At 64.6% G+C, this 14,249-nt stretch carries 9 protein-coding genes; 1 reads left to right on the top strand and 8 read right to left on the bottom strand.

What is annotated here, in order from left to right; genetic code table 11:
* Window positions 1–122: 122 nt before the first annotated feature.
* The 8 genes from RPB_RS11275 to RPB_RS11240 form a co-directional block, all read right to left on the bottom strand.
* Window positions 123–467, bottom strand: a complete 345-nt coding sequence (locus RPB_RS11275) for a hypothetical protein (RefSeq protein ID WP_011441137.1) — start codon at window positions 465–467, stop codon at window positions 123–125.
* Between the two features lie 102 nt (window positions 468–569).
* The gene (locus RPB_RS11270; RefSeq protein ID WP_245258346.1) at window positions 570–1,406 is read right to left on the bottom strand and encodes a transglutaminase-like cysteine peptidase; all 837 of its coding nucleotides are present in this window, start codon (window positions 1,404–1,406) and stop codon (window positions 570–572) included.
* A gap of 372 nt (window positions 1,407–1,778) precedes the next feature.
* Window positions 1,779–3,113, bottom strand: coding sequence for an HlyD family type I secretion periplasmic adaptor subunit (locus RPB_RS11265; protein ID WP_011441135.1), 1,335 nt, complete (start codon window positions 3,111–3,113; stop codon window positions 1,779–1,781).
* 10 nt (window positions 3,114–3,123) lie between these two features.
* A complete protein-coding gene (locus RPB_RS11260) occupies window positions 3,124–5,280 on the bottom strand; it encodes a type I secretion system permease/ATPase (protein WP_011441134.1) in 2,157 nt (718 codons plus the stop codon).
* A gap of 223 nt (window positions 5,281–5,503) precedes the next feature.
* Complete coding sequence (locus RPB_RS11255; protein WP_011441133.1) at window positions 5,504–7,078, bottom strand: TolC family outer membrane protein; 1,575 nt, start codon at window positions 7,076–7,078, stop codon at window positions 5,504–5,506.
* Window positions 7,079–7,390: 312 nt separating this feature from the next.
* A complete protein-coding gene (locus RPB_RS11250) occupies window positions 7,391–8,947 on the bottom strand; it encodes an efflux transporter outer membrane subunit (protein ID WP_011441132.1) in 1,557 nt (518 codons plus the stop codon).
* Window positions 8,944–12,090 carry an efflux RND transporter permease subunit gene (locus RPB_RS11245; RefSeq protein WP_011441131.1) on the bottom strand — a complete coding sequence of 1,049 codons (3,147 nt, stop codon included), beginning with the start codon at window positions 12,088–12,090 and terminating at the stop codon, window positions 8,944–8,946. Before RPB_RS11245 ends, RPB_RS11250 begins: the two co-directional genes overlap by 4 nt.
* 1 nt (window position 12,091) lies before the next feature.
* A complete protein-coding gene (locus RPB_RS11240) occupies window positions 12,092–13,387 on the bottom strand; it encodes an efflux RND transporter periplasmic adaptor subunit (protein WP_011441130.1) in 1,296 nt (431 codons plus the stop codon).
* A gap of 98 nt (window positions 13,388–13,485) precedes the next feature.
* On the opposite strand from RPB_RS11240, the gene RPB_RS11235 reads away from it, so the two are divergent.
* Entirely contained in the window at window positions 13,486–14,172 is a 687-nt protein-coding gene (locus tag RPB_RS11235) for a TetR/AcrR family transcriptional regulator (RefSeq protein ID WP_011441129.1), read from the top strand.
* Window positions 14,173–14,249: the final 77 nt, after the last annotated feature.

Raw genomic sequence — 14,249 nt, 5'->3', positions numbered from 1 at the left:
AATATTGATCAGGGGGCACATCGCGATCCAGTCGCAGAATAGCCCGATTTACGCCGCTGCAGCCGGGAAGTATTTGCGGATAGCGGCGCTCATCTTCGCGGCAGACGCGCGTATCGGATTGCTCAGTTGCGGGCGATCACGCAAGCGGTCGGCTGGTATTTGCTGCGATACAGCAAAGCCTGGTCGCGAATGCCGTCGAGCCAGATGCCGCGGCCGGCATAACGATACCCATCGCCCATCGGAATGAGGCGCATCGGCACCGCCCGGTCCGGCGTCAGGTAAAGGCGTGCGGTGACGATTTCGCCCGGCGCGGCCACAGGACCCGACTGCAAGATGTAGTTGCCACCGTTGGCGCATGAAACCGACAGACTGGCGCCCGGCAGGATGATCTCGGCCTTTGCCGACCCCACCGCTGCCACAACCGGCAGCGCCAACAGCCCGCAAACAATCGCTTGTTTGAAATTCATCTTGGCTCCCCCTGCCCGGATACCGCGCTGCGTTCAATTAAGACCGCAAATCAGCAGCGAGTACAAGCGGGGTAGGCAGCCGTGCGCAGCTTTCCCGCCTTGTCAAAGCTGAAACGGCAACGAGGAGCTTCCGCCGGCCACCTCGACATCCGCCGCCGGCGCCATATCGCTCTCGCTCTCGTGGTGCGGGCGCGCGGCGTATGGCGCGGCGAACAGGCTGACGCCGCGATGATCGATCGCGAACAACGGCATGAAGGATTGCAGATCGCGGCCTTCCAGCAGCGACGAGCGGCGATTGTCGAGCACGAGCCAGCGGCCGTCGAGCCGCACCGCCAGCACCGCATGGTCCTGGCGTACGGCAAGGTCGCGCACCAGCACCAGTTTCAGATCGGCCTCGTCGGCGCCCGCCGAGCGCAGCAACGCGTATTTGGCGATGGCGTAGTCCTCGCAATCGCCGATGCCGCTCCGCAACGTCTGCAGTGGCGACGTCCACAGATCGGCGACGCCGTGCTGCTGATAGTCGTTGACGTAGCGCACCGCTTGATTGACGGCGCGGTTGACGAGCTCGGCGCGAGCCCTCGCATCACTTGCGTCCCGCGCGCCGCGCATCAACGCGGTGAAACGACGTTCCGATGGTGAGCAGCGGGAGTCGTCGCTATTGCAGCGGACGATCGATCCGGCATCCGCATCCATCGCAGCCTTGACGGCGCGCCACTTGGTCCACAACACGCCCTCCGGGGCGCGGAAGGTCATCAGACCGAACGGCTCGTCGGTGGGGGCCTCGATCGCCGGCAAGACCGGCGCGTCGCTGGCGACTGCCGAACGCGACGCCGGATCGGTCGAAGCCAGTTCGACCGGGCCCGAAGCCGACTTTCGCATGCCATCGTGTTTGGCGAGCACCGCATTGATGGTAAAGAATCGGACGTGCGGCGCGGTCATCGGCAGCGAACTGTCGATCGCTGGCTCGGATGACGGCCTTTTGGTTCGGGCGTCCGCCGGCGACGTACCGCCGAGCAGGGTCCCAACCGAGAGGGCAAGCGCAAGCCCCAGCGCGCGCGGGAAAACCCGCGGCTGATCGATCCGCAACATACCTGACGCCCCGTTTTGTCCGGAGCGTCGGCCGACGTCATCGCGTCGATCCCCGTCCCGGATCTGGTGGGATCAGGAATAAGGCCGGCACCGCTTCAACGCGGTTAAACCACGGCAAGGAATTGCGCCGAGTTGGGAACGCAACTAATCGCGTACCACCCGATCGCGTCGAATTTTACCGATTCAGGATTTGTTGACGATGCCGTCGCCGCCTGCGCTGCCTCAGCGTTCGCGGAGCGCTTCGTCTCGCAGGGTGCGCGCCGGCTTGATCAGATAGTCCAGCACCGACTTCTTGCCGGTGAGAATCTCGACCGTGGCCACCATGCCCGGAATGATCGGCAGCGGCTGTTCATTGGTGCCGAGATGGTTCTTCTCGGTCCGCACCATCACCCGGTAAAACGTCTCGCCGCGCTCGTTCTTGTCACCCTTTTCGTCGGTGATGGTGTCGGCGCTGATCCGCTCGACGCGGCCGTGCAGCGATCCGTAGACCGATGAATCGTAGGCGCTCAGCTTCACCACCGCCTCGTGATCGGGGCGAATGAAGGCGATGTCCTGCGGGCGGATGCGGCCTTCGACCAGCAGCGTGTCGTCGAGCGGCACGATTTCCATCAGACTCGCGCCGGGGGCGACGACGGCACCGATCGTGGTGATATTCAGCTTGTTGACGACGCCATGCACCGGCGAGCGCAGCTCGGTGCGGCGGACGCGATCCTTCGCCGACTTGATGTTCTCGTCCAGCACGGCGAGATCGCCGCGGGATTTGGCGAGATCGTCCTCGGCCTGGGCGCGGAACGCCGTGGTGATGTTGAGCCGGCGCGACCGCGCCTCCTGAACCGCCGCCTGGGTCTTGATGATGGTCGCCTGCACCACCGCGAGTTGGCCGCGCATGTCGGTGGCCTGCCGATCGGCTCGCAGCATCTCGATCTCCGGCACCACCTTCTGATCGTAGAGCTTGCGGGTCAGCGCGATCTCGCGGTTGAGCAGGGTCAGCGTCTCGGAGAAGCGTTTCTCGCTGGCGCGCAGCTCGTCGATCTCCTTGGTCTTCTGGATCTCCTGCTGCTGGACGACGTCGATATCCTGCGCCAACTTGCGGTTGTGCGCCTCGAACACCAGACGCTCGGCTTCGACCGCGCGCGGCGCGACCTGCATCAGTTCGGCGGGAAACACGACGCTGGCGCGGCCCTCGGTCTCGGCCTCGAGCCGCAGGACACGCGCCCCCATCGCGCCACGACGTTCGCGGATCTCGCCGAACTGTGCCGCGAAGTTGGTGTCCTCGATGCGCGCCAGCGGCTGATCCTTGTCGACGATCGCACCTTCTTGAACCAGCAGTTCGGCGATGATGCCGCCTTCGAGCGACTGGACCACTTGGGTTTGCCGCGACGGCACCACCTTGCCGTTGCCGCGCTTGACCTCGTCGAGCACGGCGAAATGCGCCCAGGCCAAGAAGGTGAAGAACAGCGCCAAAGATGCAGACAGCAACATCCGCGCCGTTTTCGGCGTGCGTAGCTCGACGGCTGCGCGGACGTCGTTGGAAAAGGCGAAATCGGTTTGCGCCATTTTTTCGCCCTCAGATTCGCCCGGCAGCGGCCGGAGCCGCGGCCGGTTGCGGACGCAGCTTCGTCAAGATCTGCTCGGTCGGTCCGTCGGCGACGATCTTGCCCTGGTCGAACACCAGGATCCGATCGACCAGCGACAGCAGTGACGGCCGATGGGTCGAGACGATGATGGTCATCTCGCCGTGCGCGAGCTTTTTCAGTCGCTCGAGGAATTCGCCTTCGCTTCGGACGTCGAAATGCGCGGTCGGTTCGTCGAGGAACAACACACGCGGCTTGCGGATCAGCACCCGCGCCAGACCGATCGCCTGCTTTTGGCCACCGGACAGGCTACGGCCGCCCTCGGCGATCATCATGTCGTAACCCTGCGGGTGACCGGCGATGAAGGTCTCGACGCCGGCCAGCCGGGCGGCTTCGAGCACTTCCGCGTCGGTCGCGCCGGAGCGGCCCAACGTGATGTTGTCGCGCAGCTTGCCGTAGAACAGATCGGTGTCCTGCAGCACGAAGCCGATGCCGGCGCGCAGGTCGGCCGGGTCGTACTGACGGATGTCGATGCCGTCGATCAGGATGGTGCCTTCGCTCGGCGGATAGAATGCGGTCGCGAGCCGACCGACCGTGGTCTTGCCGGAGCCGACGCGGCCGATGATGCCGATCTTCTCGCCCGGCCGGATCTGGAACGAGACGTTGTCGAGCGCCTTGGCCTGGCTGTTGGGGTACGAGAAGCTGACGTTCTTGAATTGGATCGCGCCCTGCTTGATCTCCCGGGCGACGTAGATCTTCTCGGGCGGCCGCTCGCGCTCCAGCGACATCAGCCGGTCGATCGAACGCAGCGCGGAGCTCGTCTGCGTGGCGCGGGTCATCACCCCGGCGATTCCCGCGATCGGACCGAGCACACGGCCGGCCAGCATGTTGGCCGCGACCAGCGCACCGACCGACAGCTTGCCGTCGAGGATCAGGAACACGCCCACCACCACCAGCAACAGGCTGCAGAGCTGGCTTGCGACGCTCGCCGCCGTCATCGCCAGCGACGCCCAGAACTGCACGTCCTCGCTCGAACGCGCGGTCGCCGCGACCGAACGTTCCCAAACCGTCTGCACCCGTCCCTCACCGGCCACCGCACGCACGGTCTCGATGCCGTTCAGCGACTCGACCAGAATGCCGTGGCGCGCCGCCGACTCCGCCTGCATCCGCCGCATCGCACGATCCAGCGGGCGCTGGATCAGCAATCCGATGATGATCATCACCGGCAGCATCGCCAGCGGAATCCAGCCGAGCGGTCCGGCGATCATGAACAGCACCGCGATGAACAGGATCGCGAACAGCATGTCGGTGGCGGACACCACGGTGCCGGATGTGAAGAACTCGCGCACCGAATCGAAGTCGCGCATCTGGTTGGCGAGGATGCCGACCGAGGGCGGCCGCTTATCCATCTTCAGCGCCATCACGTGCTCGAAGATCCGCGCCGCCAGAACCACGTCGACCTTCTTGCCGGTCATGTCGATGATGCGGCTGCGCACCACCTTGAGCAGGAAGTCGAATGCGATCGCGAGGGCGAGCCCGATGCCTAGCGCGACCAGCGACGGGATCGCGCCGTTCGGGATCACCCGGTCGTACACGCTCATCGTGAACAGCGGCGCCGCCAGCGCCAGAATGTTGACGATGAAGGCGGCGATCGCGACATGGGCGTAGTTGGCGCCGAACCGGCTGACGACCGACCAGAACCAATGCGACTTCGGCAGATCGCCGCTCGCCACCGCGCGCGGATCGGCCACGGTCGCCGGCCGCACGAAATACGCGAAGCCGGAATATTGCGCGGCGACCGCATCGAGGCGCTCGGCAGCCTCGGCATCGCCGCGCGAGGGGTCGACCACGACCAGACGCCCGGCGTCGTCGATGCTCAGCAGAATCCGGGTCGAGCCGTCGTGCAGCATCAGCACGCAGGGCAGCACCAGCGCCGGAATGTCGTGCAGCGGACGCTCTTCGAGCTGGGCCTCGAGTCCGGCTCGCTGCGCCGCGCGCTCGTAGAGCCCGACAGTGAGGACGCCGCGTTCGAGCGGCAGGCCGGACAACAGCGCGCTTCGGCTGAGCGCGCGGCCGTGATGCGCGGCGAGATACAGCAGACTGTCACTCAACGGGTCCGGGTGCGGCGCCGGCGCACTCGGAGGCGTCACGGGCGCTGCTCCAGTGAGATCGAAGTTCGAGGACTGAATGTTCACCGACGCCTCGGATGTCAGAGGGCCCGCCCCAAAGGCCCTCGCCAGCACAATCGCTATTTACCTGTATTAGCGGAAAATTGAGGTTTGCACCCCGTCTCGATCGCCCGGCGCGTGTCGAACTGGCGTTAGGGTAAATCGCGGGGTTTTCGCGTCCAGCAGGCCTGCGGCCTGCTGGCCCTTACTTGGCGCCGGCCTGCGCGCTGCGACCGTAGGTTCCGGCTGCAACGAACAGCGCGCTACTCTCGGCGACCTCATGAGACGCCCAGCGATCGTCGAAATTGATCACGGTCGGCAATTTCGGCGGGCCGTTGAAAAAGAACCCGAACAGCGGCACCGGCGGCACAGTGCTGAGCGGTTCCGGACCGGGCGACGGGGGCGCAAGCCGGATGGGCGCGAGCTTGTAGCCGATGAACCCGCTCGGATGCACGTCGACCAACTCGGTCTCCGGCGGATGACCGGTCTTCAGATAGTTCAGCATCTGCCCCATCGTGGCGAGAAGCTGATAGTCGGCGAACACCGCAACTCCGCGCGCCGAAACCAGCGACACATTGGCGTTGAAATACTGGTTCTGCGAGTTGAGCAGATCGATCAGCGTGCGCTGGCCGAGCTCGTATTCCTTATTGTAGGCGATGAAGGTCCGGCGCGCGGCCTCGACGTCGCGAACGAGCGCTGCGACGCGGTCGTTGGTGATGGTCCGCGCGGCCCAGGCCTTGTCGATCGATTCCAGCGCATCGCGCTGCAGCCGAGCCTGACGCTGCTGCTCCTCGATCATCCGCTGTGCAGCTTCTTCACGCTTCCAGCTGCTCTGGCCGCCGTTGAAGATATCCCAGGACGCCACCAGCTTGCCGCTGACCTGGTCGTACTGATTGTTGTAGAGGATCGACTCCTTGCCGCGCGAGGCGCGGCCTTCCAGCGACAGCGTCGGAAGGAACGCGCCGGTTGTGGCATCGAAGCCGCGCTTGGCCGCGACCACGTCGGCGCCCGCGGCGCGCAGCGTCGGATTGAACTTGTAGGCGATGTCGAGCGATGCGGCCTTGTTCTTAGGCAGATCCGCGAGACGGCCGGGGAAGCGCAGATTGTACGGCTCGAGGCCGACGACCTTGCGGAACTTGGCGCGCGCCGTCTCGAGGCTGAGATGGAACTCCGCCGCCACGGCCTGCGCTGCAGCGACGCGTTCTTCCGCTTGCTGCGTGTCGCCCTCGCCGGCCCGACCACCCTCGAAGCGCGCCAACACGTTCTTGCGCAATTCGAGATGGACCTTGAGATTCTGTTCGGCGAGTCCAACCAGCCGCGTGTAGCGCGCCACATCGATATAAGCTTCGGCGGCATCGAGCCCGATCAGTTCGGTGCGCTCCAACACCCGGAACGCCGCGGCGTCGACGCGAGCCGCCTGCCGCCAGACTTCGTTGATCGAGGCAAACCCATCGAACAGCAGCTGCCGAACCACGACACCGGCCTGACGTCCGCGCAGATAGACGTCGTTGTTGAGCGGCGCTGGAGACACGTATTGCTTCAGCATCTCCGGGCCAGCGCTGGCTTCGAGCCGAACCTGCGGTAGCAAGGTCCCCTGACTCTGCCGCAACTCGGCCTCCGTCGCGCGACGGTTGGCTGCCGCCTCGCCGACGCCGGGGTTGGTTTTCACCGCCTGGTTGATGGCGTCCAAAATCGTGAACGGCTCCGCCGCAAGAGCGGCGGGGCTCGAAACCAGCCCGACGACGGTTGCAAAAATGGCAATCTGAGCGCTTTTCAACATGGAGTAAGTGCTAACAAGCTTGGAACCCACACGCAATGGATGCGGCGGGGATGAGGCGAAATGAGGTCGAGGTGTGGCAAAAGCGCGACTCGCCCCTTCAAGCCATTGAGAGACATTATGAATTCAGAGCTCAAGGTGGATTGTGAAGGCGCTTTTATTCACCTTTGACGGGAAAAATGAGATCCCTGTTGGCCTCCAGCGCCGGGCTGTGACCATCTTCGCATCCGAACGGAACGCTCCTCCGCGGATCCCTTGACCCGAATCGCGTACTTAAAGGGCCAACACCGACTCAGCCCGCAGATCGCCTCGCCGTCAGCGGAGCCGCGCCCCGGCCAGATGCGGGCCGGTGTTGAGATCCACAACCTCGGGGACCGAGCTGTCGATCATGCCGTCCCAGCCGCCGCCGAGCCCCTTGGCGAGAGCGATGTAGCTGGTCGCGACCGAGACCCTGGTGTCGAGCAGCGAATCTTCAGCCGTGTAGAGCGAGCGTTCGGCGTCGAGAACGTCGAGGAAGCTCGACGACCCGGTTTCGTACAGCGAGCGCGACAGACGGGCCGCCTCGGCGTAGCGCCGCGCCGATTCCGACAAATTGCCGATCCGCTTGCGCTGCTGCGACAGCGAGACGATCGCGTTCTCGACATCCTCCAACGCCGACAGCACCGCCGCGCGCCAGGCGACATAGTACTGATCGCGCTGGGCTTCGCTGATCTCGACTGCGGCGCGCAATTGTCCGCCGTTGAAGATCGGCACGCTCAGGCTCGGCCCGATCGACCAGCCGATCGTCGAGTTCTTGCCGAGGTCGCCGATCTTCAGCGCGGTCGTCGAAACCGAACCGGTCAGACTCACCGACGGATAGAGCGCGGCTTCGGCCTTGCCGATCAACGCCGTATATTGCGCCAGTTGCCGTTCGGCCTTGCGCACGTCCGGCCGCATCACCAGCACGTCGGCGGGGATGCCCTTCGGCAACGGCAAACGCGGCGCCGGGATCGGCTTGACGCCGGCGAGCAGCGGCGACAGCGCAGACGGCTCACGGCCCAGCAACACGCCGAGCCGGTGAACCGATTCCGCATACGAGATCTCGAAGGTCGGAATATTGGCTTCGGTCGAGGCGGCCTGCGCCGCGGCCTTCGCGACGTCGACGGCCGACGAGGAGCCGGCGTCGAACTTGCGCTGCGTCAACGCTGCCGTCTCGCGTTGCGAGGCTGCCGTCCGGCGCGCCAGAGCGATGCGGGCCTGATAGCCGCGCGCCTGCGCGTAGTAGGACGTGACGTCACCGATCAGCGTCAGCAAGGTCGCGCGCAGATCGTCCTCGGCGACGTCGACGCCGTAAGTCGTCGCCTCGACGTTGCGGCGGTTGGCGCCGAAAATGTCCAGCTCCCAACTGGAATCGAACCCGGCCTGGAACTGGTTGTAGGTCGTGATCGCCGAACCGCCGGATGTGGAGCTCGCACTGACCTGATTGCGCGTCGCCGACCCGGACCCATCGAGCGTCGGAAACAACGCGCCGATCGCCTGTCGGCGGGTCGCACGCGCTTCCCGGATCCGCGCCTTCGCGCTGGCGACGTCGAGATTGCTCGCCACCGCCTCCTCGATCAGCCGGTTCAGCAACTGATCGTTCAAACGCCGCCACCACTCGCTCAATTGCGGGACAGCGGGCGGTGTCTTCGGCGGTCTGGCGTTGCGCCAGGCGGTCGGCAGCTCGATTCCGGGCACGACATAGTCCGGGCCGACGGCACAGCCGGACAGCGCGGTTGCGCACAGCAACAGCACTGCGATATGCGACGCCCGGCACCGAACAGGTCGCCGCGAGGTTTCACGACGCGTCGACGGCGTACCGACGCATATCGGAACGATCCGATCTGAACTCATCCCGTCGTCCCCTTCGCCGGATCGCTTTTGGAAGTCTCGTCCGTCGCCGACTTGCGATCGAACAGCCGGCGCACGCCGACATACAGCAAAGGCACGAAGAAGATGCCGAGCACGGTGGCCGCGATCATGCCTCCCATCACACCGATGCCGATGGAATTCTGGGCGCCAGAGCCCGCACCCGACGCGATCGCGAGCGGCGTGACGCCGAGGATGAAGGCGAACGACGTCATCAGAATCGGCCGCAGCCGCTGTCGCGCCGCTTCCAGCGTCGCCTCGACCAAAGGCTGGCCCGCAGCCTGCCGCTCGATCGCGAACTCGACGATCAGGATCGCGTTCTTCGCCGCCAGGCCGATCGTGGTCAACAGACCGACCTTGAAATAGACGTCGTTGGTCTGGCCGAACAGCAGCGCCGCCAGCAACGCGCCGAAGATGCCGATCGGCACCGCCAACATCACGCCGAGCGGGATCGACCAGCTCTCGTACAGCGCGGCGAGGCAAAGAAACACCACCAATGTCGAGATCGCATAGAGCGACGTCGCCTGACTGCCCGACAACCGTTCCTGCGCCGACAGGCCGGTCCATTGGTGGCCGAAGCCGGAGGGCAGTTGCTTGACCAGCGTGTCGATCTCGTCCATCGCCGTTCCGGAGCTGACGCCTGCGGCAGCCTCGCCCTGAATCTCGACCGCCGCCGATCCATTGTAGCGTTCCAGCCGCGGCGATCCGAAGCTCCACTGACCGGATGCGAAGGCCGAGAACGGCACCATCACGCCGGACGAGTTGCGCACGTACCAGCGGCCGATGTCATCCGGCTGCATCCGGAAATTCCTGTCAGATTGCAGATAGACCTTCTTGACGCGGCCGCGGTCGATGAAATCGTTGACGTAGTCGCTGCCCCATGCCGTCGACAGCGTGGTGTTGATATCCGCGAGGCCGACACCGAGCGCACTCGCCTTCTCCTGGTCGATCGTGACCGAGAATTGCGGCTCGTCCTCCTGCCCATTGGGCCGTGTATTCGCCAGTTGCTTGCTCTGGGACGCTGCGCCCAGCAACTGGTTGCGAGCTTCGATCAGTTTCGCATGGCCGGCGCCGTTGACGTCCTGCAGGTAGAAATCGAATCCGTTCGAGTTGCCCATGCCCTGGATCGCCGGCGGCGCCAACGCGAACACCATGCCGTCCTTGATCTGCCGAAACGCCATCATCGCGCGACCGGCCACCGCCTGCGCACTCAAGGCCGCCGACTTTCGCTGATCGAAAGGTTTCAACTTGACGAAGGCGATGCCGATATTCTGGCCCTGGCCGGAGAAGCCGAAGCCCGCCGTATAGAAGACGCTGTCGACGGCGTCCTTTTCCTTTGTCGCGTAGTATTCGCGAACCTGTTCGAGCGCGCGCAACGTGCGGTCCTGCGTGGCGCCGACCGGCAGTTGCACGCTGGTGATCAAGACGCCCTGATCCTCCTGCGGCAGGAACGAGCTCGGAATGCGCATGAACATCAGTCCCACGCCTACCGAGATCGCCACGAACAGCAATCCGAACCGCAAGGATCGCGCGATCACGCCCTGCGCGCCATTCCGATAGGCCTGCGCGCTGCGATCGAACGTGCGGTTGAACCAGCCGAACAGCCCTTTGCCGGTCGCATGGGCCTGCGGCGGTCGCAGGATCGTCGCGCACAGCGCCGGCGTCAGGACCAGGGCGGTGATCACCGACAGCACCATCGCCGTGACGATGGTCACCGAGAATTGCCGGTAGATCACACCGACAGAGCCGCCGAAGAACGCCATCGGGATGAACACCGCCGACAGCACCGTGGCAATTCCGACCAGCGCGCCGGTGATCTCGTCCATCGACTTGCGGGTCGCCTCCTTGGGCGACAGCCCCTCTTCCTGCATCACCCGCTCGACGTTCTCGACAACGACGATGGCGTCGTCGACCAGCAGCCCGATCGCCAACACCATCGCGAACATCGTCAACGTGTTGATCGAATAGCCGAACGCCGACAGCACACCGACCGTCCCGAGCAGCACGACAGGGACGGCGATGGTCGGAATCAGAGTGGCACGGATGTTCTGCAGGAACACGAACATCACGACGAACACCAGCGCGATCGCCTCGATCAGCGTCTTCACGACCTCCTCGATCGACAGTCGAACGAACGGCGTGGTGTCGTAGGGATAGACCACCGAGACGCCCTGCGGGAACGTCGCCGACAGCCGGGAGATCGTCGACTGGACGTTCTTCGCGGTATCGAGGGCGTTGGCGCCGGTCGCGAGATTCACGCCGAGACCGGCGGCCGGCATGCCGTCGAAGGCGGCCGTCGTCGTGTAGCTCTCGGCGCCCAATTCAACGGTGGCGACGTCGTTGAGGCGCACCAGTGAGCCGTCGGTCGTGCTCTTCAGGATGATGTTGCGAAACTGCTCGGGGGTCTGTAGCCGGCTTCGCGCGGTGACCGTGGCGTTGAGCTGCTGCCCCTTGCGGGATGGAAGACCGCCGAGCTGGCCGGCCGAGACCTGGGTGTTCTGAGCCTCGACTGCAGTCGCGACGTTGCTCGGCATCAGCGCGTATTTCGCCAGCTTGTCCGGATCGAGCCAGATCCGCATCGCATAGCCGGAGCCGAACAACTGGGTGTCGCCGACGCCTTCGATCCGCTTCAGCGTATCGTTGAGCGTGCTGTTGACGTAGTCGGCGAGATCGATCGATGTCAGCTTGCCGTCGGTCGAAACGAAGGCGATCACCATCAGGAAGCCGGTGGAGGACTTCGTGACCGAGAGACCGGTGTTCTGGACGATCTGCGGCAGAAGCGCGGTCACCAATTGGAGCTTGTTCTGCACCTGCATCTGCGCCACGTCCGGATCGGCCGCGGCGGTGAAGGTCAGCGTGATCTGCGACTGCCCGGTGGAGGTCGAGGTCGAGGTCATGTAGTCGAGATGGTCGATCCCGGTCATGCCCTGCTCGATCACCTTGGTGACCGAATTCTCCACCGTCTGCGCGTCGGCGCCGGCATAGGTCCCGGTGATGCGCACCGTGGTCGGGGCGATCTGGGGATATTGCGCGATCGGCAGCGTCTGCAGCGCAAGCAGCCCGCCGAGCATGATGGTGATCGCAATCACCCATGCGAACACCGGCCGTTCGATGAAAAAACGCGACATGCTATTTCCCGACCACGCCGGCGTTCGGATCGGCGTCGCGATCGGCCAACCGCACCGGATCCGGGGTCGACAGCGATCCCTGCTTGCGGTCGCGGACCTGACCGGTGTTCTCGTCGATCGTCACCTCGACGGCGGTCACGTCCTGCCCCGGACGGACCATCTGAATGCCCTCGACGATCACGCGATCGCCATCCTTGACGCCAGCGCTGACCAGCCAGTTGTTGCCGACATTGTTGCCCACCGTCAGCACGCGCTGCTCGACCTTCCCCTCCGCCGTGACGATCGTCGCGACGGCTTCTCCTTTGGTGTTGCGCGTGACGGCCCGCTGCGGGACCACGAAGCTGTTCTCGGCGATCCCCTGCTCGATGATGGCGCGGACATACATGCCGGGCAGCAGCAGACGTTTGGGATTGGGAAACTGCGCGCGCAGCGCGAAGGTGCCTGTGGTCTCGCTGACGTTCGATTCGACGAAGGCGAGCTTGCCGGTCAGCGGATAGGTCGTTCCATTGTCGAGCTTCAATTTGATGCTGACATCCGGGCCGGTCGCTTTGATGCGACCGGCATCGACCGCTTGGCGCCAGTTCAGCAGGTTGGTGCTGGATTCCGTGACGTCGACATTGATCGGATCCAGCGTCCGGATCGTCGTCAGCAGCGTGGTCTGGCCCGCCGTCACCAGCGCTCCGGGAGTGAGAGACGATTTGTCGATCCGGCCGCCGATCGGCGCGACGATCCTGGTGTAGTCGAGATTGATCCGGGCGGTCGCGACGCTCGCCTTGGCGGAGGCGACGTCGGCCTTAGCCTGCGCCAGCGTCGCCACGGCGTCGTCGTAGTCCTGCTTGGACACCGCGTTCTGTTTCACCAGGCCCTGATAGCGCTCGACCTTCGCCGCCGCGCTCGGCACGGCGGCTTCGGATTTCTCCAGAGCGGCCACAGCGCTGTCGTAGGTCGCCTGATAGCTCGCCGGGTCGATCTGATACAACGCATCACCGGCCGAGACTTCGCCGCCCTCTTCATACAAACGCGACTTGATGATGCCGCCGACCTGGGGCCTCACCTCCGCCGTCAGCGACGCCGTCGTTCGCCCCGACAATTCCGAGGTGATCGCCACCGACCGCGGATGCAGCGTGACGACGCTCACCTCCGGCCGGGGAAGACCCGCGTTTTTCGGCGCCGCGGCCTGATCCTGCCCGCAGCCGGCGAGCAGCAGCGCCGCCACCAAGGGGACGCCCAGGATCGCCAAGCGTGCGCGTTTGAACGGCCATTCCTGCCGGCTCGGGGCCGCAAATGTCGCAGTCAAGCGATCCTCATCATATTTACAGTACGCATCGGTACTGTTATTTCCAGATCGGATCGGATGTCAAATGAACATTTGCGGTTGGACCTGAATTGATCGACATGGCGACGACCGCCAACAGCGAGCAATGCCCCTTGAGCACCACCGACAAGACGCCTCCGCCGCAGTCTGCTGCGCCCCGCGGGCGCCCGAAGTTGCAATCCGACGAGGAGCAGCGCGCGCGGATTGCCGACTGCGCGATGCGGCTGTTTCTGAAGAAGGGCTACGGCCGCACCACGACGGAAGATATTGCCGCGCATTGCAGGATCTCCAAGCAGACGCTGTATCGACTGTTTCCGGGCAAGCCGGCATTGTTCGCGACGATCGTCGATCGCCACCGGCACAGCATGCTCGCCTTGCCGGGCGACTACGATGCTCTGCCACTGGACCTGGCGCTGGAGCGGATCTTCAACATCGACATCGAGCCAGCAGCGCACGACGAGCGCATGGCTCTGGTCAGGCTCGTGATGGTCGAGGCCCATCAATACCCCGAACTGAACGAGATCCTGCGCCGACACGGCGCCGAGCGATCCCATGCCGAGCTGGCGGGATGGTTGAAGCGTCGATCGAAGCAGGAGGCCATCGACATCGGCGACGCAATGCACTCGGCCTGGCTGCTCATGGACATGATGTTCGGCGCATTGGCCTTCAAGCCTTTCAACGAATCGAGCCAATCGCGGACTGTCGACCTCGCCAGACACATTCGACGCTTCATCTCGGTGTTTCTCAACGGTATCCGTCCACGCTGATCCGATCTAGCTGGTACGATCCCGACTATTCTTCGTCGTCGGAAACAATCAGCAACAACCAGAATCAACAAACCCGA

Source organism: Rhodopseudomonas palustris HaA2 (genome assembly GCF_000013365.1).
Classification (GTDB): domain Bacteria; phylum Pseudomonadota; class Alphaproteobacteria; order Rhizobiales; family Xanthobacteraceae; genus Rhodopseudomonas; species Rhodopseudomonas palustris_J.
Note: the sequence above shows the minus strand (reverse complement) of the source record. Positions and strands in the feature narration are given on the sequence as shown.

Bases quoted from the DNA above. Each gene is read 5' to 3' on its own strand.
- RPB_RS11270 (WP_245258346.1), bottom strand. From the start codon at position 1,406: ATGACCGCGCCGCACGTCCGATTCTTTACCATCAATGCGGTGCTCGCC.
- RPB_RS11245 (WP_011441131.1), bottom strand. From the start codon at position 12,090: ATGTCGCGTTTTTTCATCGAACGGCCGGTGTTCGCATGGGTGATTGCG.
- RPB_RS11275 (WP_011441137.1), bottom strand. From the start codon at position 467: ATGAATTTCAAACAAGCGATTGTTTGCGGGCTGTTGGCGCTGCCGGTT.
- RPB_RS11250 (WP_011441132.1), bottom strand. From the start codon at position 8,947: ATGAGTTCAGATCGGATCGTTCCGATATGCGTCGGTACGCCGTCGACG.
- RPB_RS11265 (WP_011441135.1), bottom strand. From the start codon at position 3,113: ATGGCGCAAACCGATTTCGCCTTTTCCAACGACGTCCGCGCAGCCGTC.
- RPB_RS11235 (WP_011441129.1), top strand. From the start codon at position 13,486: ATGGCGACGACCGCCAACAGCGAGCAATGCCCCTTGAGCACCACCGAC.
- RPB_RS11255 (WP_011441133.1), bottom strand. From the start codon at position 7,078: ATGTTGAAAAGCGCTCAGATTGCCATTTTTGCAACCGTCGTCGGGCTG.